At 53.7% G+C, this 19,773-nt stretch carries 16 protein-coding genes and 2 pseudogenes; 6 read left to right on the top strand and 12 right to left on the bottom strand.

Going from position 1 to position 19,773, the window contains the following annotated elements; all coding sequences use genetic code 11:
• Positions 1-15: 15 nt before the first annotated feature.
• The 6 genes and pseudogenes from spy to astC all read right to left on the bottom strand — a co-directional run bounded on the left by spy (position 16) and on the right by astC (position 6,291).
• Positions 16-501, bottom strand: coding sequence for an ATP-independent periplasmic protein-refolding chaperone Spy (gene spy, locus ACQ29O_RS09645; protein WP_001229004.1), 486 nt, complete (start codon positions 499-501; stop codon positions 16-18).
• A 335-nt stretch (positions 502-836) separates the two neighbouring features.
• A complete protein-coding gene (gene astE / locus ACQ29O_RS09640; RefSeq protein WP_000368441.1) occupies positions 837-1,805 on the bottom strand; it encodes a succinylglutamate desuccinylase in 969 nt (322 codons plus the stop codon).
• Positions 1,798-3,141, bottom strand: coding sequence for an N-succinylarginine dihydrolase (gene astB, locus ACQ29O_RS09635; protein ID WP_000123939.1), 1,344 nt, complete (start codon positions 3,139-3,141; stop codon positions 1,798-1,800). Before astB ends, astE begins: the two co-directional genes overlap by 8 nt.
• A complete protein-coding gene (gene astD / locus ACQ29O_RS09630) occupies positions 3,138-4,616 on the bottom strand; it encodes a succinylglutamate-semialdehyde dehydrogenase (protein WP_020936948.1) in 1,479 nt (492 codons plus the stop codon). Before astD ends, astB begins: the two co-directional genes overlap by 4 nt.
• Positions 4,613-5,053: pseudogene (locus ACQ29O_RS09625) on the bottom strand (arginine N-succinyltransferase); the annotation flags it as partial. The gene astD and the pseudogene ACQ29O_RS09625, both read right to left, overlap by 4 nt.
• An 11-nt stretch (positions 5,054-5,064) precedes the next feature.
• Positions 5,065-6,291, bottom strand: a complete 1,227-nt coding sequence (gene astC, locus ACQ29O_RS09620) for a succinylornithine/acetylornithine transaminase (RefSeq protein ID WP_000059502.1) — start codon at positions 6,289-6,291, stop codon at positions 5,065-5,067.
• A 445-nt stretch (positions 6,292-6,736) separates the two neighbouring features.
• Between astC and xthA the strand changes: the two genes are divergently transcribed.
• Both xthA and ACQ29O_RS09610 read left to right on the top strand, forming a co-directional pair.
• Complete coding sequence (gene xthA, locus ACQ29O_RS09615) at positions 6,737-7,543, top strand: exodeoxyribonuclease III (protein ID WP_253336033.1); 807 nt, start codon at positions 6,737-6,739, stop codon at positions 7,541-7,543.
• Positions 7,544-7,615: 72 nt separating this feature from the next.
• The gene (locus ACQ29O_RS09610; RefSeq protein ID WP_000592133.1) at positions 7,616-8,032 is read left to right on the top strand and encodes a pyrimidine (deoxy)nucleoside triphosphate diphosphatase; all 417 of its coding nucleotides are present in this window, start codon (positions 7,616-7,618) and stop codon (positions 8,030-8,032) included.
• On the opposite strand, the gene ACQ29O_RS09605 is transcribed toward ACQ29O_RS09610, so the two are convergent.
• Positions 7,992-8,255 (bottom strand): YnjH family protein, encoded by a 264-nt coding sequence (locus ACQ29O_RS09605; RefSeq protein WP_014341063.1) that lies wholly within the window; start codon positions 8,253-8,255, stop codon positions 7,992-7,994. The genes ACQ29O_RS09610 and ACQ29O_RS09605 overlap by 41 nt on opposite strands.
• 240 nt (positions 8,256-8,495) lie before the next feature.
• Here ACQ29O_RS09605 and gdhA point away from each other — a divergent pair, with 240 nt between their 5' ends.
• Positions 8,496-9,839, top strand: coding sequence for an NADP-specific glutamate dehydrogenase (gene gdhA, locus ACQ29O_RS09600; protein ID WP_000372865.1), 1,344 nt, complete (start codon positions 8,496-8,498; stop codon positions 9,837-9,839).
• Between the two features lie 29 nt (positions 9,840-9,868).
• Here the strand turns inward: gdhA and topB are convergent, their stop codons facing one another.
• The 3 genes from topB to ACQ29O_RS09585 form a co-directional block, all read right to left on the bottom strand.
• On the bottom strand, positions 9,869-11,818 hold the full coding sequence (topB, locus tag ACQ29O_RS09595) for a DNA topoisomerase III (RefSeq protein WP_001235873.1): 1,950 nt from the start codon (positions 11,816-11,818) through the stop codon (positions 9,869-9,871).
• A gap of 4 nt (positions 11,819-11,822) precedes the next feature.
• Entirely contained in the window at positions 11,823-12,866 is a 1,044-nt protein-coding gene (gene selD / locus ACQ29O_RS09590; protein ID WP_001294900.1) for a selenide, water dikinase SelD, read from the bottom strand.
• 117 nt (positions 12,867-12,983) lie between these two features.
• On the bottom strand, positions 12,984-13,535 hold the full coding sequence (locus ACQ29O_RS09585; protein WP_000339319.1) for an NAD(P)H nitroreductase: 552 nt from the start codon (positions 13,533-13,535) through the stop codon (positions 12,984-12,986).
• 173 nt (positions 13,536-13,708) lie between these two features.
• Between ACQ29O_RS09585 and sppA the strand changes: the two genes are divergently transcribed.
• The 3 genes from sppA (at position 13,709) to pncA (ending at position 17,360) form a co-directional block, all read left to right on the top strand.
• On the top strand, positions 13,709-15,565 hold the full coding sequence (sppA, locus tag ACQ29O_RS09580; RefSeq protein WP_001259874.1) for a signal peptide peptidase SppA: 1,857 nt from the start codon (positions 13,709-13,711) through the stop codon (positions 15,563-15,565).
• Between the two features lie 95 nt (positions 15,566-15,660).
• Complete coding sequence (gene ansA / locus ACQ29O_RS09575; protein WP_001170138.1) at positions 15,661-16,677, top strand: asparaginase; 1,017 nt, start codon at positions 15,661-15,663, stop codon at positions 16,675-16,677.
• A gap of 26 nt (positions 16,678-16,703) precedes the next feature.
• Entirely contained in the window at positions 16,704-17,360 is a 657-nt protein-coding gene (pncA, locus tag ACQ29O_RS09570; protein WP_000184702.1) for a bifunctional nicotinamidase/pyrazinamidase, read from the top strand.
• A gap of 102 nt (positions 17,361-17,462) precedes the next feature.
• On the opposite strand, the pseudogene ACQ29O_RS09565 reads toward pncA, so the two are convergent.
• Positions 17,463-18,821, bottom strand: a pseudogene (locus ACQ29O_RS09565) (MFS transporter).
• A gap of 135 nt (positions 18,822-18,956) precedes the next feature.
• Positions 18,957-19,715 carry a DeoR/GlpR family DNA-binding transcription regulator gene (locus ACQ29O_RS09560; protein WP_000719104.1) on the bottom strand — a complete coding sequence of 253 codons (759 nt, stop codon included), beginning with the start codon at positions 19,713-19,715 and terminating at the stop codon, positions 18,957-18,959.
• Positions 19,716-19,773: the final 58 nt, after the last annotated feature.

Raw genomic sequence — 19,773 nt, 5'->3', positions numbered from 1 at the left:
AAATTATGCGGAAAGTTATTCTGCCGCAGCAGGCATTTTACCTTCTTGCGCCGGGCGTTCTGTCAGACGCTTCTCAAAATTAGCGTTATATTGCTTTTTCTGCTCCGGCGTCAGAACGTTATAAATTTTATTCTGGGTTTCCATATGCGCCAGCATATTGGCCTTGCGCTGCGCTTCCATTTTCGTAATTTGCGCTTCGGCTTTGGCTTTATCGAAGGTATCGCTGGCAATAATATCATGCATGGCGCGACGCTCTTCCAGCAGCGGACGTTTCATTTGCTCGCGCTGCGCTTTTATAATGTCGCGAATTTGTTGCTTCTGCGCGTCTGTCAGGTTCAGGTTTTTAAACATCATATCGTGATGTGGGCCAAATTTACCTTTATACTGCATCATTGGCTTCGCATCCGCTGGCGCGGCGGTGGTAGTCTCAGCGGCATGAGCCAGATTCGCAGCCCCCATCGCCAGGGTAGAGGCAACAAATAGAGCAGTCAGTTTACGCATATTTCCATCCTTCCTTTCAGTTATTTTTACGGCATATTTAAAACAGCGCCGTGTTGTCGTGATTAACTTTAACCGTCTTAGCGTCAATTAGTCATAACAACGGTAAAACAATGAAAGTATAAAAAACACTTTTTCGCCAATTGTGAAGAAAAAAAGAATAAATTGCGCAGAGTTGAAAGAGAAATATACAACAGCATGATATAGCAGAAATTATGCAGAACTATAACGCAGCAACGCTTATTAATAAAGCAATTCTCCAGGAATAATCCGTAATAGCATGAAACTGTGTCCCAAATCATCCCTGTAATCCTAACGTGAGCTTACAGGGACATTTATCAGGGCAGTCTTTCCAGCATTAATCCAGCCCGCAATCCGCAGGCGACAGAGGGATTAGGAAAGAGAACATATTCAACGTCATGCGTCACCGTCACGCGCTTATCCCCCTCCTCGGCCAGCAACGTTCCCTTCGCAAAGGCAGTAAAATTCAGCGTTTGCGCATCCATATAAAGCGCGAACTTGTCGCTGTGACGCGTGATTTGCGACACCACCCGATAGCGTAGCGGCGGCGAAAACGAGGTTGACGTTTCGACACCGCTCAGCAACGCCGACAACGCCTGCGAGGTTACGTTGAACTGCGTCAGATCGTTTTGCCTAAACGGCAACGCCTTTCCCAACTCCAGCGTACAGGAAAGCGCGCCGAAATGTTCAGAGCTAAAGTGCGTAAACGTACCGCCGGGCGCCTGATGAAATACCAACGCCTCTAGTCCTGCCGCGCCCAGCCACGCCAGAAAATCTGTCTCCCACGGGCGGTCGCGCTGCGGCAATACGCCAAAACGCAAATGATGCGAGCCACGAATGGCGGTATGCAGATCCAGATGCCAGCGTACCCGCGCCTGGCCAGATGAAAAGAAGGTATCCAGACTTAGCTCCAGCTCACGCGCCCGCCGCGTTTCATCGCTTTCGGCAAAGGACTGCCAACGCCCGCCAAACATACGGTTCATATCGCTGTGACAATAGCGTATTCCCGCCGCCAGCGCCTGCGGATTGCCGAGTACCACCAGCACTCGCCACGTTAACGTCAAGCTGCCTGAATACAGCGCCGACAGCAGCTTATCCAGCATCTCGACCGGCGCGGTTTCATTGCCGTGTATCCCCGCAGAAAGAATTAACGCGCGGTCGACCGGCGCATCGGGCGTGAGTTCAAGCAGACCATGGCTTAACCAGCGCCAGCGAAAACCCGCGCCCTTCCCCTGCCTCACCCGTGGTGTCGTGCCGCTTAGCGTCAACGCCAGAAAGTTATCCATCAGCCGCCCCCGTTTGCTGGAAAGGATAAACCGACCCCAAATCCAGCAGACGCGTTAACACATCCAGCGCCTCCCGGCCTTCTCGCAATAATAACGGATCGGCCAGATCGGCGGCGGTCAGGCGATCGCGATAATAACGATCCGCCCACGCGTTAAGGGCCGTAAACAGAGCGTCATTCATCATTACCGCTGGATTCACCGCCCGTCGTTCTTCTTCTGTTAACACCACGCGTAATCGCAGACAGGCCGGGCCGCCGCCGTTGGCCATACTTTCTCGCAAATCAAACACCTGTATCGCGATGATGGGGTTATCCTCCGCCACCAGCTTATTCAGATAGCGCCAGACGCCGGCATGGTCCTGACATTCCCGCGGCAACACTAACAGCATTGAGCCGTCGTCACGGCTTAGCAACTGACTATTAAACAGGTAGGTCGCCACAGCATCTGATACAGAAACCTCTTCGGCGGGCACCTCTATCGCCATAAAACCGTCAACGCGCGTACGCAACTGATTAATGAGCACTTTCTGCCGGGCAAACGCCGCTTCGTGACAAAACAATACCTGTCGATTCGAAACGGCGATGACATCATTATGGAATACGCCTTGATCGATGACCTCCGGGTTCTGCTGAGCGAAGATAACCTGTTGCGGATTCACCTGGTTAAGACGCGCCACGGCCTCGCTGGCTTCGCGGCTCTGGCGCGCCGGATAACGAGCGGGTCGTATTTCATTCTCCTCTTCGCGCCCATAGACAAAAAGCTGCACGCCTGCCGAACCATACTCGCCGCCAAGACGGTTATGATTCGCCGCGCCTTCATCTCCCAATAATGCGACCTGCGGTAACGCGCTATGCACTGAAAACTGGTTTTCATCGCGAAATATGGCGCGTAGCAGCGCTTCGGTCACAGGCGCCTCAAGAGCGCGATGAAATTTATTGTTTAAATTCGCCACCGTCAGGTGGACTTTCCCGTCCAGCGCGTCTGCCGATGGGCAAACCGTCGCCGCATTCGCAACCCACATTGGCGACGCGGAACTCACGCTGGAAAGCCAGCGTGGCGCCTGACGCGCAACCTTATCCAGAATCTGCTCATCGCTACCCGTGAAGCCGAGCTGACGCAACGCCGGAATAAAAGGCCGCTCATGCGGCGGGATCACCTCCTGGAGAAAGCCGGCATCCGCCAGAGCTTTCATCTTTAGCAGCCCCTGCTTTACCGCCAGACGAGGATTCGACACCTGAAAACGGTGGCGGGTCGATGCCTCATTGCCGAAGGATAGCCCGGCATAATGGTGCGTAAGCCCCACCAGCCCGTCAAAATTAACTTCATGCGCCGTCATACCGCCTCCCTGCGAGAAAAGTCGAGGCCGGGGCTTAATGTCGCAGGCAACGTCAGTTCGGGAGATTCCAGACTGGACATCGGCCAGGCGCAATAATCGGCGGCATACCAGGCGCTGGGCCGATGGTTGCCAGACGCGCCGATACCACCAAACGGCGCGGTACTCGCTGCCCCGGTGAGCGGTTTATTCCAGTTAACGATCCCTGCCCGCGCCTCCAGCAAGAGCTGTTCGAACTGCGCGCGATCCGTCGACACCAACCCACACGACAGACCAAAACGGGTATTATTCGCCAGACGAATCGCCTCATCGAAATGCGCATAACGCCAGACGTTCAGCAGCGGACCAAACACCTCTTCATCCGGCACATCCGCGACGCCCGTCAGCTCAATGATGCCAGGCGTCAGCAGAGAGGTTCCCTCTTTGACCTTCCGCGGCGCCAGTAGCGTGCGACCGCCTAATGCCTCTCGTTGACGCCAGGCCTTCATCACATGCTGTGCCGCCTGCGCTGAAATCAGTCCCCCGATAAACGGCTGCGGATCGTCGTCCCATCTGCCGGGCTGCAGACGTCCGGCGACGTCAACCAGCCGCGCCAGAAATGCATCTCCCTGCGCACCCTGTTTTACCAGAAGGCGTCGCGCGCAGGTACAGCGCTGTCCGGCGGTAATAAACGCCGATTGCAGCGTCAGATGTACCGCCGCATCTGTATTTGCCACATTCTCAATAATGAGCGGATTGTTTCCGCCCATTTCAAGGGCCAGTATTTTTTCCGGCTGGCCGGATAGCTGGCGATGAAGCTGATATCCGGTACTGGCGCTGCCGGTAAACAGCAGTCCGTCGAGATCGTCGAGCGAACTTAGCTCTTGTCCGGTCTCCCGGCCGCCCTGCACCAGATTAAGAACGCCTGCCGGTAGCCCCGCCCGTTCCCAGAGTTTTATTACCGTTTCCCCGGTCCATGGCGTTAGCTCTCTAGGTTTGAAGATCAGCGTATTGCCTGCCAGCAACGCGGGCACAATATGGCCATTCGGTAAATGGCCGGGAAAGTTATAAGGGCCTAATACCGCCAGCACACCGTGAGGACGATGGCGCAACGTCGCGGCGCCATCGACAAGTTCGCTTTTTTGTTCGCCTGTTCTGGCATGGTAAGCCTTAATCGAGATGGCAATCTTATTGATCATCGCCGTCACTTCCGTTGCCGCCTCCCAGCGCGGTTTACCGGTTTCACGCGCGATGACCTCCGTGAGCTCGGCTTTATGCGCCTCCAGCAGGGCGGCAAATTTCTCTACGATAGCCTGTCGTGCCGCAAAAGGCTGTCTGGCCCAACGAGGAAACGCCGCGCGCGCCACCTGGCAGGCCTCGGCGACCTGTGCCGCATTAGCGTCATTCCCCTGCCAAAGTATCTCCGCACTCACCGGGTTCGTTTTGCGGCGGCGTTCGCCCTGACCGGTTATCCAGTCGCCGTTTATCCATAGCGTCATACGGTTTTCTCCTCAGCGCAAAGGCGTACCAGCCGAACGTGGTCGCCCGCGCGACATTTCAGCGCATCCAACTGCGCGGCGGTAAGTACAAGCCGTGAAGTCTGCGGATCGGCACGCACCAGCGCGGCCCGAAAGTGGTGATAGTTTTCATTGGCGACCAGACATGCCGGATAGTCGCCAGGCGCGGGTTGCCCTTCCGCGACTTCCACCAGTCGGCTTTTACGAATGGCCCGCACGCGGTCAATATCACACTCCAGCGTCGGCCCACCGTCGAAGATGTCGATATAGTGGCGATAGCGAAAACCTTCCTTTTCCAGCACCACGCGGGCTGGCGCCGTTTGCGGGTGGACTTCGCCAATCACGGCCTGTGCCTCTTCAGATAAGAAGTGGGTATAAATAGGATGTTTGGGCATCAGCGCGGCGATATCCGCATGTTCGACAGGACGAATCACCCGCATGATGCGCCTCCCGTCTGAAGGCGTTCGCACGCCAGGGCAAAACGATCAAGCCCGGTGGCTATCTCCTCGTCGCTAACATTTAACGCTAGCGCAAAACGCACCACGTCGCCGCCGGCGATGAGCACCATCACGCCTGCTTTTGCCGCTTCCTGGGCGATGAGTTTGGCTTTTCCGGCAAACTCCGTCTGTAGCACACAACCAAGCAGTAGCCCCAGACCGCGAATTTCACTGAACATGCCAAAACGTGCATTAATGGTATTTAGGCGCTCAATAAACGCATCGTGGCGCTGTCTGACGCCGTTTTGCATCTCCGGCGTATTGATGATATCCAGTACTTTTCCGGCAACTGCCGTCGCCAGCGGATTACCGCCGTAGGTGGTGCCATGCGTGCCTGGCGTCATAACGCTGGCATAGTCTTGCGTGGTCAGCATCGCGCCGATCGGGAAGCCCCCACCCAACGCTTTAGCAGTCGTCAGGATATCAGGCGTAACGCCATAATGCATATATGCATACAGTTCGCCGGTACGTCCGACGCCCGTCTGCACCTCATCAAAAATCAGTAACGCCTGATGCCGGTCGCACAATTCACGCAGCCCCTGCAAAAAAGCTTTCGTGGCGGGGATCACGCCGCCCTCGCCCTGCACAGGCTCTACGATTACGGCGCAGGTATTGTCATCAATGAGCGCGCTGGCGGAGTTCAGATCGTTATAGGCTGCATGACGAATATCCGGCGGCAGCGGCGCAAAGTCCTGTGAATAGGTGGGTTGACCGCCAGCGCTGACGGTAAAGAGCGTGCGACCATGGAACGCGTTTTTAAAGGCTACAATGCCGCTTTTATGATTGCCGACACGATCGTGGGCATATTTGCGCGCCAGTTTTAATGCTGCTTCATTTGCTTCAGCGCCTGAATTACAAAAGAAAACGCGTTCGGCGAAGGTCGCGTCGATCAGTTTTTTCGCCAGTCGCAGCGCCGGTTCATTGGTGTAACCGTTCCCGGTATGCCAGAAGCGATTCGCCTGTTCATTTAACGCCTCGCGCAGCGCCGGATGCGCATGTCCCAATGCGTTGACCGCGATCCCGCCAGCAAAATCAATGTACTCTTTCCCCTGCTGATCCCACAGGCGTGAGCCTTCTCCGCGTACAGGAATAAAAGGCGCGGGAACATATACCGGCACCATCCATTCATCAAAGTTTTCGCGCGTAACTGACAGAGACATAGCGACCTCTTTTGGTAAAAATAAAGTTATTTATATGTTAATTAATATGAGTGTTTGCGCTGTAAATGTAGATTGCAACATTCGTGCCAGCCAGCGTTAACATTGCATAAACAGAAGTGATAAACGGTAAATCAATGGGTTACAGCGTAGCGATATTCACTTTTACTGCATGAAAAGTGAATATTTCCGCATAATCGGTGGCTAAAAAGAGGAAAAAGCGAAATATTATTCAGTTGCCAAATATAATTCTGGAATTGTGATCTTATACGAAATTTACTGGAAATTACCGCCCCGTTCTGGCGCATCTGCACGCAAACCGTGCCATTTTCGCGCTATAGAAAACACCATACGCTTCCATTGGCCGAATCTGACGATGAGTGGCAGTTACCCGGTAAAATTTCTGTTACCATCCCAACACGATTCACCTTGCAAAGTGGCAGTGACTATGAAATTTGTCTCTTTTAATATCAACGGCCTGCGCGCCCGTCCCCATCAGCTTGAAGCGATTGTCGAAAAACACCAGCCCGATGTGATCGGTCTACAGGAGACAAAAGTCCACGACGAAATGTTCCCGCTCGAAGAGCTCGCGAAGCTGGGCTATAACGTTTTCTATCATGGACAAAAGGGCCATTACGGCGTCGCGCTGCTAACAAAAGCCACGCCCATTTCCGTCAGACGCGGTTTCCCGGATGATGGCGAAGAGGCGCAACGCCGCATTATCATGGCGGAAATCCCCTCGCCGCTGGGTAATATCACCGTCATTAACGGCTATTTCCCGCAGGGGGAAAACCGGGATCATCCGTTGAAGTTCCCCGCGAAAGCGCAGTTTTACCAGAACTTGCAAAACTATCTTGAAACGGAACTCAAGTGCGATAATCCGGTATTAATTATGGGCGACATGAATATCAGCCCGACCGATCTGGATATTGGCATCGGCGAAGAGAACCGCAAACGCTGGCTGCGTACCGGTAAATGCTCCTTCCTGCCGGAGGAGCGTGAATGGATGTCACGGTTACTGAAGTGGGGATTAGTGGACACGTTCCGTCAGGCGAATCCGCAAACGATGGATAAATTTTCGTGGTTTGATTACCGCTCAAAAGGTTTCGTGGATAATCGCGGACTGCGCATTGACCTCTTGCTGGCAAGCGCTCCGCTGGCGGAACGTTGCGCAGAAACCGGTATAGACTACGACATTCGCAGTATGGAAAAACCCTCCGACCATGCGCCGGTCTGGGCGACGTTTCGTGTTTGATTCCGCTATCTGATTAACCGTAAGGCCGGGATAGCGCGACGCTTCCCGGCAGGAATAACGACCTTAACGACAATGATAAAAAAACTCGATGTTGTTGCCGCCATCATTGAATGCGACGGCAAAATTCTGCTGGCCCAGCGCCCAGCTCATGCGGATCAAGCCGGTTTATGGGAGTTTGCCGGCGGTAAAGTCGAACCCGGCGAAACCCAACCGCAGGCGCTTATCCGCGAGCTACGCGAAGAGTTAGGGATTGACGCCACGCCCGGCGTCTATATCGCCAGCCATCAACGCGACGTGTCTGGCCGACGGATTCATTTGCACGCCTGGCATGTGCCTGCGTTTAACGGTCTGATACGTGCGCTGGAACATCAGGCATTAGCCTGGTGTACGCCGGAAGAGGCGCTGGAATACCCCCTCGCCCCGGCGGATATTCCGCTATTGCAGGCGTTTATGGCTTTACGCGACGCCAGACTAACGGATTCGTGCTGATGGTTTTTTCGTCACGCTGGCACTGGAGCACGACGCCTTCCACTTTTATTACCGCGCCTTCGGAGTAATTCTGATCCTGGTAAACGCAGCACTGAATGCAGGGCTGGGACGACTGACCGCGCGTGCTGAAAACTTCCGGCGGGACATTCACCTGAATATCAGGACGACTGTTCTGGTTTGCCAGCGCATTATCGCCATCACGGCGACCACGAGGCTTCGGCACATAGGAGTTCCTTATTTTTCTAAGTATATTCTCAGTATAACGGTAAGCCGCCGTGAAAACTTTAATCCTCTTTTGTCATCGCTTTTAGTTATGACCCTCGCCCCGTTATGAATTTACTTAGCAGCGTCATTTTTTTCTTGCTTACCGTCACATTGCTGATGGTATAGTCGAAAACTGCAAATACATATTCTGATAAAACGCAAATACAACCACATTAATATATAAGAGGTTTTTATATCTATGGATCAGACATGTTCTCTGGAATCGTTCCTCAACCATGTACAAAAGCGCGACCCGCATCAAACCGAGTTCGCGCAAGCCGTCCGTGAAGTCATGACCACCCTGTGGCCGTTTCTTGAACAAAACCCCCGTTACCGCCACATGTCTTTACTGGAACGTTTGGTTGAACCAGAGCGCGTAATTCAGTTTCGCGTAGTGTGGCTGGACGACAAAAACCAGGTGCAGGTAAATCGCGCCTGGCGCGTGCAGTTCAACTCTGCTATCGGCCCCTATAAAGGCGGTATGCGCTTCCATCCTTCGGTAAACCTTTCCATCCTTAAGTTCCTCGGCTTTGAGCAAACCTTTAAAAATGCCCTCACCACGTTGCCGATGGGCGGCGGTAAAGGCGGCAGCGATTTCGATCCGAAAGGGAAAAGCGAAGGCGAAGTGATGCGTTTCTGCCAGGCGCTGATGACTGAACTGTATCGCCATTTAGGGCCGGATACCGACGTGCCTGCCGGGGATATCGGCGTGGGCGGGCGCGAAGTGGGCTTTATGGCGGGAATGATGCGCAAGCTTTCCAATAACAGCGCCTGCGTCTTCACCGGCAAAGGGCTTTCCTTCGGCGGCAGCCTGATTCGTCCGGAGGCGACGGGCTATGGCCTGGTCTACTTCACCGAAGCGATGCTTAAACGTCATGGTCTCGGTTTTGAAGGGATGCGCGTCGCCGTGTCCGGCTCCGGCAACGTAGCGCAATACGCCATTGAGAAAGCGATGGCCTTTGGCGCGCGCGTGGTTACCGCGTCGGATTCGAGCGGGACGGTGGTCGATGAAAGTGGCTTCACGCCAGAGAAGCTGGCGCGTCTGTGTGAAATTAAAGCCAGCCGTGACGGTCGCGTCGCTGACTACGCCCGTGAGTTTGGCTTAACCTATCTGGAAGGCCAGCAGCCCTGGAGCGTACCGGTGGATATCGCCCTGCCATGCGCGACGCAGAACGAACTGGACGTTGACGCCGCGCGCGTACTGATTGCCAATGGCGTGAAAGCCGTGGCGGAAGGGGCAAATATGCCAACCACGATTGAAGCGACCGATCTCTTCCTTGAAGCGGGCGTACTGTTTGCGCCGGGTAAAGCCGCCAACGCGGGCGGCGTGGCGACATCAGGGCTGGAAATGGCGCAGAACGCCGCGCGGTTGAGCTGGAAAGCCGAGAAAGTGGACGCCCGTCTGCATCACATTATGCTGGATATCCACCACGCCTGTGTCGAGTACGGCGGCGATAATAAGCATACCAACTACGTTCAGGGCGCCAACATCGCCGGTTTCGTGAAAGTCGCCGACGCCATGCTGGCGCAGGGCGTCATTTAATCCCGTCGTCAGGCCAGATAGCTTTGCGCTTATTCGGTCTGACGGCCTGTCTCCTCAGCAGGCGGGCTTTTTTTGCCCGCTCGCTTACGCGGCGCGCTCTTTTTCTTTTCTCCACCGCCTGGCGCGACTATCCCTCTGAAACGCTTCACCGGCGTGCGCTTAGCCTGATCGATCAGCTGATATAACGTGCCGACCAGCGGTTGCATAAAATCCTGGTAACGGCACTGCTTTTCGCTGATTTGCGTCAAAACAGATTCCCAGTGCGCGGTCATATCTGGACGGGCCGCCATTTCCGGCAGCGAATGTATTAACGCTTTACCAGCATCGGTAGAATGAATGTAGCGCCCTTTTTTGGTCAGAAAGCTACGTTTGAACAGCAGCTCGATAATCCCGGCGCGCGTGGCTTCCGTCCCCAGCCCATCGGTCGCGCGCAGGATCTTTTTCAGATCTTTATCCTGCACGAAGCGGGCAATTCCGGTCATCGCGGAAAGCAATGTCGCATCGGTGAAATGACGCGGCGGCTGGGTTTGGCGCTCGACCACTTCCCCCTTTTCACACAGCAACTCATCACCTTTGGCGACAACCGGCAGCGGCGTACCGTCGTTTTCCTCGTCGCGCTCTTTACTGCCCAGTAACGTCCGCCAACCGGCCTCCGCCAGAAAACGCGCTTTGGCGACAAATTTTCCTTTGGCGATTTCCAGTTCAATAACACATTTACGAAACACCGCGTCCGGGCAGAACTGCATCAGATACTGACGCGCAATCAGGGTGTACACTTTCGCTTCGTTTTCCGTCAAATGGACAGAAGAACTGCGCGCCGTCGGGATAATCGCGTGGTGCGCATCCACTTTTTTGTCATCCCAGCAGCGATTGCGCGTGTCAGGATTAACCACAGACTGCGGCAGTAAATCCGGGGCGTGGACGCTAATCGCGTTCATGACCGCCTGCCGTCCGGCAAAGTGTTCTTCCGGCAGATAACGGCAGTCGGAACGCGGATAGGTAATCAGTTTGTGGGTTTCATATAGCTTCTGACAAATATCAAGCACGTTTTGCGCGCTCAGGCCAAAGCGTTTGGCGGCTTCAATCTGTAGCGTCGAGAGCGAAAACGGCAGCGGCGCGGATTCTGATTCCCGTTTATCATTATAACTGGTTACCAGCGCGGGCTGACCGTTGATTCGGTTCACTACATGCTCCGCCAGCGGACGATGAAGCAAGCGCCCCTCTTCATCCTGATAAGGTTCGCACGCCTCGCTCGGCTGCCAGATAGCGGTAAAACGCTCGTCGGCAGGCGTAACGATGTGCGCCTTTACTTCAAAGAAGTCTTTGGCGACGAAGTTCTCAATCTCTTCGTCTCGCCGCACCACCAGCCCCAGTACAGGCGTCTGCACGCGTCCCACGGATAACACGCCCTGATAGCCGGCATTACGGCCCAGGATCGTGTAAGCACGGGTCATATTAATGCCATACAGCCAGTCCGCTCGCGCTCGCGCCAGAGCGGAGACGCACAGCGGCACGAAGTCGCTGTTCGCCCGCAGCCTGTCAATAGCACGCTCGACCGCCTGCGGGTTAAGGTCGTTTATCAGACAACGCCGCACCTGCTGGCGCTTTTCGGCAGGAAGCTGGAGATAATCCAGCACTTCATCAACCAGAAGCTGTCCTTCGCGATCCGGGTCGCCGGCGTGAATAATTTCACCGGCTTGATGCAAAAAGCGCTTAATCACATTGAGCTGTTTGGTGACGGAAGGACGAGGCTGAAGCTGCCATTTTTCCGGCACGATAGGCAGGTCAGCCAGATTCCAGCGCGCATAACGGCTGTCATACGCATCCGGCTGCGCCTGTTCCAGCAAATGACCAATACACCAGGTGACGACCTGCCCGTTTCCGCACTCAATAAAACCATCGCCTTTACGGTGCGGTTTTGGCAGCACATCCGCAATGGCGCGCCCCAGACTCGGTTTTTCGGCAATAAACAACCGCATCAGGTTAACGAATCTCAACCATAGCGCGACCGCCGCGGGCCTCGACCAGTTCGCCAATCGCGGTCAGATCGATACCAAATTCCGCCGCGGTGGCTTTAACATCGTCTTCGGCGTCCGGCGTTACCGCCAACAGCAGACCGCCTGACGTTTGCGGATCGCACAGCAGGCTACGAACTTCACGCGACATGTCGCCCATCAGATGACCATAGCTGGCGAAGTTGCGCTCTGTGCCGCCCGGTACGGCGCCCAGAGCAATATACTCTTCCACGCCCGGCAGTTTAGGGATGTCCTGATAGCAAAGCAGCGCCTGCACGCCTGCGCCCTGGCACATCTCGCTCAGGTGCCCCAGCAGGCCAAAACCGGTAACGTCAGTCATGGCTTTTACGCCGTCGATATTGGCAAACGCCGCGCCAGCAACGTTCATCCGACACATGACTTCCGTCGCCAGCCCCTGATGTTCAGGTTTAAGCAGCGATTTTTTCTCGGCGGTGGTCAACACGCCAATCCCCAACGGTTTGGTCAGAAAGAGTTTGCATCCCGCCTGCGCGGTACTGTTTTTCTTCACCCGTTCGGTCGGCACTACGCCTGTGACCGCGAGACCAAAGATCGGCTCCGGGGCGTCAATAGAGTGTCCGCCCGCCAGCGCGATACCGGCCTGACGGCAGGCAAAACGCCCCCCCTCGGTCACTTCACGCGCAATATCGGGCGACAGGGTATTAATCGGCCAGCCAAGGATCGCGATCGCCATAATCGGTTTGCCGCCCATCGCAAAAATATCGCTGATGGCGTTTGTTGCCGCAATGCGGCCAAAATCAAACGGGTTGTCGACTATCGGCATAAAGAAGTCGGTGGTGCTGATAATACTGGTGCCATTACCCAGATCGTAAACCGCCGCATCATCGCGGGTTTCATTACCCACCAGCAGGTTCGGGTCGACGAACTTCGCCTGCTCGCTATGCAGGATAGTCTCCAGCACTTTAGGGGAAATTTTACAACCGCAACCAGCGCCGTGGCTGTATTGCGTTAAACGAATGGCTTGCTCGCTCATGGACATCTCCTGTCATTGCATTCGCGCTATGGTAGCGCTCATTCCCTGATGTGGTAAGTATCACTGTCTGAATTACCGCGCCTTTGCTCAGAATCCAGACAGTTTTATCCCTCAGCGTCAGAAATAACGCACAAACGGCGTGGGGTCGGGGGTACTGATCGTCGTTGACGCTTTGAGCTGCGGCGTGCCGAGATAGAGAAAACCAACAATTTTATCCTGCGGGCGGCACTCAAAGGCTTCCCGCACGATACCGCTCTCCGTTAATGCGCCGCTACGCCAGATACCATTAAACCCTTGCGCAATCGCCGCCATTTGCATCGCCATCACCGCGCATCCGGCAGACATCTCCTGCTCCCACACGGGAACCTTATGGTTTTCTTCGCATTTCGCCACCACGGTAATGATCAGCGGCGCGCGAAACGGCGAATTACGCGCTTTTTCGATCGCTTTCTCATCGCCTCCGGCAGCGACAGCGCCTCGTTCAAGCACGGCGCTGAAGCGGTCGCGCCCCTCTCCTTCAATCACAAAAAAACGCCACGGCTGTAGAGATTTATGATCGGGAACACGCATTCCCGCCCGCAGAATGTTCTGTAATTGCTCTCCGACAGGCGCCGGTTCTGCGAGACGAGAGGCGCTACGACGGTTGACCAGCAGTTCTAGTGCATCCATTTGATTAACTCCAGCAATGATATTTATTCACAAAATTAACACGGGAGCGGATTTTGTTACAGCGCAGGCAGTGATTCCTGCTGACAACTGCCTGATGGGTCATTACGATAGCCACATCTTAATGCTTTATCCTCACCAAGGTATAAGCGTTGTTACTCAGATAGGGAGAATACATGCGAACCCTGTGGCGATTTATTGCCGGATTTTTTAAATGGACGTGGCGAGTGTTGAACTTCGTCCGTGAAATGGTACTCAACCTGTTCTTTATTTTTCTGGTCCTGGTGGGCGTTGGGATCTGGATGCAGATCGGTAACGGCAGCAACAGTGAACAAACGGCGCGCGGCGCTCTGCTGCTGGATATTTCCGGCGTCATTGTGGATAAACCCTCCACCAATCATCGTCTGGGCGCGCTGGGTCGCCAGTTATTTGGCGCCAGCTCCGACCGTCTGCAGGAAAACTCCCTGTTTGACATCGTCAACGCTATTCGTCAGGCGAAAGATGACCGTAACATCACGGGTATCGTTCTGGATCTGAAAAACTTCACCGGTGCCGATCAGCCGTCAATGCGCTATATCGGTAAAGCGCTGCGCGAATTCCGCGATAGCGGCAAACCGGTTTTCGCCGTGGGTGAAAACTACAGCCAGGGTCAGTATTACCTCGCCAGTTTCGCCAATAAAATTTGGCTTTCCCCACAGGGTCAGGTAGATCTTCACGGCTTCGCTACGAATGGCCTGTACTACAAAACGCTGCTGGATAAACTGAAAGTCTCTACCCACGTTTTCCGGGTCGGCACCTATAAATCCGCCGTCGAGCCGTTTATCCGCGACGATATGTCGCCCGCCGCCCGCGAGGCCGACAGCCGCTGGATAGGCGAACTGTGGCAGAACTACCTGCATACCGTTTCTGCCAATCGCCAGATTTCGCCGCAACAACTGTTCCCCGGCGCGCAGGCTATTATCGACGGGTTAACCAGCGTGGGCGGCGACACCGCCAAATATGCGCTCGACCATAAACTGGTGGACGCCCTCGCCTCCAGCGCAGATGTTGAAAAAGCGCTGACGAAGCAGTTTGGCTGGAGCAAAACCGAAAATAACTATCGCGCGATCAGCTATTACGATTATTCGCTGAAAACGCCTGCGGATACCGGCGGTACTATTGCGGTTATTTTCGCCAATGGCGCGATTATGGATGGCGAAGAAACGCCAGGGAATGTCGGCGGCGACACTACGGCATCGCAGATCCGCGACGCACGCCTTGATCCTAAAGTGAAAGCGATTGTGCTGCGCGTCAATAGCCCAGGCGGGAGCGTCAACGCCTCCGAAGTTATCCGCGCCGAACTGGCGGCAGCAAGAGCGGCTGGCAAACCGGTGGTGGTCTCAATGGGCGGCATGGCGGCCTCCGGCGGTTACTGGATCTCTACGCCGGCAAACTATATCGTGGCCAGCCCCAGCACGCTGACGGGTTCAATTGGCATCTTCGGCGTCATCAATACGGTAGAAAACAGCCTGTCGTCGATTGGCGTACACAGCGACGGCGTTTCCACCTCGCCGCTGGCGGATATTTCGATGACCAAAGCACTGTCACCGGAAGTGCAGCAGATGATGCAACTCAGTATTGAGTACGGCTACAAACGCTTTATCACGCTGGTGGCAGACGCGCGTAAGCGTACGCCGGAGCAAATTGATAAAATCGCACAAGGCCATGTCTGGACCGGAGAAGACGCGAAAGCCAATGGTCTGGTGGACAGTCTCGGCGACTTTGACGACGCCGTCGCCAAAGCGGCGGAGCTGGCGAAACTGAAACAGTGGCATCTTGATTACTATCAGGACGAACCGACGGTCCTTGATATGGTCATGGACAGTATGACCGGATCAGTACGCGCCATGCTGCCGGAGGCCATTCAGGCTATGCTCCCGGCGCCGCTCGTTTCCGCCGCCAACACGGTGAAGGCCGAGGGGGATAAACTGGCGGCATTTAACGATCCCCAAAACCGTTATGCGTTCTGTTTGACTTGCGCGAACGTTCGCTAATGCTTCATCAATAGCCATACCGGATGGCGGCGTCTGCTCATAGCCGCCATCCGATAATCATTAATACGTCCTTCGCGACACGACTGAACATTATCATGCAAAAGAAATCAATTTACGTTGCCTATACCGGCGGTACTATCGGTATGCAGCGCTCAGATAAAGGGTATATCCCGGTGTCCGGGCACCTTCAGCGCCAGCTGGCGCTGATGCCGGAATTCCACCGCCCGGAGATGCCGGATTTTACCATCCATGAATATGCCCCGCTGATGGATTCATCAGATATGACGCCGGAAGACTGGCAGCATATCGCTGCAGATATCAAAGCGCACTACGATGAGTATGACGGTTTTGTTATTCTGCACGGCACCGACACGATGGCGTATACCGCATCGGCGCTCTCTTTCATGCTGGAAAATCTGGGTAAACCGGTTATTGTGACAGGGTCACAAATTCCGCTGGCTGAGCTGCGCTCCGACGGGCAAATTAATTTGCTGAATGCGCTTTATGTCGCCGCCAACTACCCTGTTAATGAAGTAACGCTGTTTTTTAATAATCGTCTGTTCCGCGGCAATCGCACGACCAAAGCACATGCGGATGGTTTTGACGCTTTTGCCTCTCCTAATCTGCCGCCCTTGCTGGAAGCAGGAATTCACATTCGCCGTTTAAATACGCCTCCCGCGCCCTACGGTTCTGGTGAATTAATCGTTCACCCTATTACGCCGCAGCCGATAGGCGTAGTGACGATTTATCCGGGGATTTCCGCCGAGGTAGTACGTAACTTTCTGCGTCAGCCGGTAAAAGCGCTGATTCTGCGCTCTTATGGCGTAGGCAACGCGCCGCAAAATAAAGCGTTTTTACAGGAGCTGAAAGAGGCCAGTTCGCGCGGCATCGTGGTGGTTAACCTGACGCAATGCATGTCAGGGAGAGTCAATATGGGCGGGTACGCTACCGGTAATGCGCTGGCGCACGCTGGCGTGATTGGCGGTGCCGATATGACCGTCGAAGCTACCTTAACCAAACTGCATTATTTGTTAAGCCAGGGTCTGGACACTCAGGCGATTCGTAGCGCGATGGCGCAAAACTTGCGTGGTGAATTGACGCCGGATGATTAAAAAATCCCGACGACAAGGAGAAGATAATGACAAACCGGGCCTTATTACTGGTCGACTTGCAAAATGACTTTTGCGCCGGCGGCGCGCTGGCTGTAGCGGAAGGCGACAGTACCATCGACATCGCCAACGCTCTTATTGACTGGTGCCAGCCCCGGCAGATTCCGGTGCTGGCCAGCCAGGACTGGCATCCCGCGCAGCATGGCAGCTTCGCCAGCCAGCATCAGGCGGAACCCTATAGTCAGGGAGAGCTGGACGGGCTGCCGCAAACGCTCTGGCCGGATCACTGCGTTCAACATACCGACGGCGCGGCGTTACATCCCCTGCTTAACCAACATGCGATTGACGCCTGCATCTATAAGGGTGAGAACCCGCTGATTGATAGCTACAGCGCGTTTTTTGACAACGAACATCGGCAGAAAACTACCCTTGATACCTGGCTTCGCGAGCATGACGTTACCGAGCTTATCGTGATGGGGTTGGCGACCGATTACTGCGTAAAATTTACGGTGCTGGATGCGCTAGAGTTGGGCTATGCCGTTAACGTTATCACCGATGGCTGTCGCGGCGTGAATATTCACCCGCAGGATAGCGCACACGCGTTTATGGAGATGGCGTCGGCAGGCGCGACGCTGTATACGCTGGCAGACTGGGAAGAGACGCAGGGCCAAGCTGTCGCCAGGTAGCGGAGCAGGTATCGTATCCGGTCAATACATCACGCAACGGTGAGACCATTGCATAGATCTTTGGGCCGGATACGTCACGTCAGCGCCGCTACCAGGCAAAGCTCAACGCAGGCTGGAGAGCGCTTCTAACGAAACTCTTCTCGTTTCAATGCCAAAACAAAATAATATCAGCGCGCACGCCGCCAGCAGCATACCCAGCACAACAAAAACGGCGACAGATCCATACCGGGTCAGTAAAACCGCCACGCCGTAGGGGGTAAAGACAGCGACGATCCGCCCTACCGCATTCACAAAACCCGATCCACGTAGTCTAAGGTGCGTAGGCCATAATTCGGGAACGTAAACCGCCGAGGCGAAGCAGACGTACATATACAGAAAGGAAATCATGACTAGTCCATAAACCAGAATGGCCCATTCCTCAGTCTGTATTGAGTAAAAATATCCTACTACCGCAATAACGATAAGCAACAGCGAACCAAATAACCGTCTGGGGAAATGATCAATAATGAGCGCGGCGATAAATATGCCCACCGGCGCACCAATCATAATGATGGCGGTCATGAAAATGGATTTTGTAACATCAATTCCTGAATTAACAAAAATTGTCGGGATCCATACCGTAATGGTATAAAGCGAAATGTTCATCGCAATCAATACAGTGATCGCCACTAACGTGCGCCGCAACATTTGTCCTTTGAATAAGAGCCAGAATGTACCGTTTTCAAAGCGCGATTCCGTGGATTTATTGCTTTCCTGATGCGGCGGCAAAACAATACTTTTTTCTTTTTCTATTTGCGATTCAATCATGAGAAGCTGCTGTTCAGCCTCGCGTTGCCGCCCTTTACCTGCTAACCACCTGGGCGATTCGATAAAGTACTTCCCCTAAAGAGACCACGCCAGCAGCATCCCTATCCCACCAAGAAGAAACATCATCCGCCAGCTTAAAAACGCAATGACCACTACGCCAATTCCCGCAGACAGCATCGGTGACCAGTTCCCTACAAAAGAGAGACGCGCGGACCATTTTCCTCGTACAATGGGAGGGATAAACTCGGTAAAAGAAGCATATCCAACCATAATCAATGCCCCCATGCCTGTCCCCATCAGACAACGAAAGAAAATCAGCCAGTACATATTGGGAACAAATGCGGCAGCCGTTGCGGAGATGCCCACAAGCAACAAATTAATGCGAAACGCTTTTCGACGCCCCAGGTAATCCCCAATAAAACCGCCGGTAAGCGAACCAATAAAATAGCCAAGCATCAGTGCCGATGTGAACGCGGCATTAAGATAATTATTCGACCAGCCATTGTTTATCAATTTGGCCAGAACCACATTTCCTGAATAACTCAAAAACCCCGTTAATAGCAGGCCAAAACTAATTATTCCAAAAATACGAAAATGAAACCGGGATAACGGTAAGCGGTCTAGTCTGGCGCCGATATGATCATTGTCTTCCATCTGGATGGCCTCTAACGCAGCAAAATAATAAATTATTGTCTCGCGGCAAAGGGGTATTTGCCGCACTTGCTATCATCTGCCGTTTTTTTTGGCATAATCCAGGCGAAAACAATCCAGGCAAGGATAATCTATCGATTAATAGACAAGCTGGATATTATTTTTATCGCAAAATGCGATCCATTCATCACCTGGCGTTTTATTCGTTATCAGGTAATGGATATGACTAAAATCGACCAACCGCACGAACGCTTTACGATCAAATTTTGAGTGGTCCACCAATAACGCCACCTCTGTGGCCTGGCGAATCATCGTTTTTTTGATTTCAGCTTCCGCCTCGTTAGAATCAAGCGCCCCGCTCGCCATATCCAGCCCTTTACAACTCATTACCATAATATCAACATGATAACGGCTGATTATTTCTTTAGTGATACGCCCCTGCAGCGATAGCGTATTTTTATTTAACTCACCGCCCGTAGAAACAAGATTAATGTCCGATTGCGCCAGTTCATGGAAAGCTTCCGCTGAGTTAGTTAACAAAGTAAGATCGTTTCGGTCTTTCAGGAGTTTTAGCAATTCCATTACCGTACTGCTGGAGTCGGCGGCCATCGTTGTTTTGTTTTTAATAAACGGAAGCGTATTACGGGCTATAATTTGCTTCTCTTCATAGAACGATTTTGCACGCTTATAAAAATGGATATTGTCAGCCAGCACCGCCGAATTTAATACCGCACCGCCATAAGTTCGAGTCAAAAAGCCTTCATCTTCGAGTTTTTCCAGATCGCGTCGAATTGTCTCTTCGGTTACCTGAAAAATTGAACTCAAGTTAGAGACTGTTACTTTTTTATCATTAGCGACCATTTGTTTGATCGCCTGAATCCTGTCTTTCGCCGCCACGATTACACCTCTGTTTTCGACGTCATGATAAACGTTGAGTATCTCACAGACTATGTTT

The organism is Salmonella sp. GDC200615 (genome assembly GCF_050574145.1).
GTDB lineage: Bacteria > Pseudomonadota > Gammaproteobacteria > Enterobacterales > Enterobacteriaceae > Salmonella > Salmonella enterica.
The sequence above is the reverse complement of the archived record's forward strand: the minus strand, read 5'-3'. Positions and strand labels throughout refer to the sequence as shown.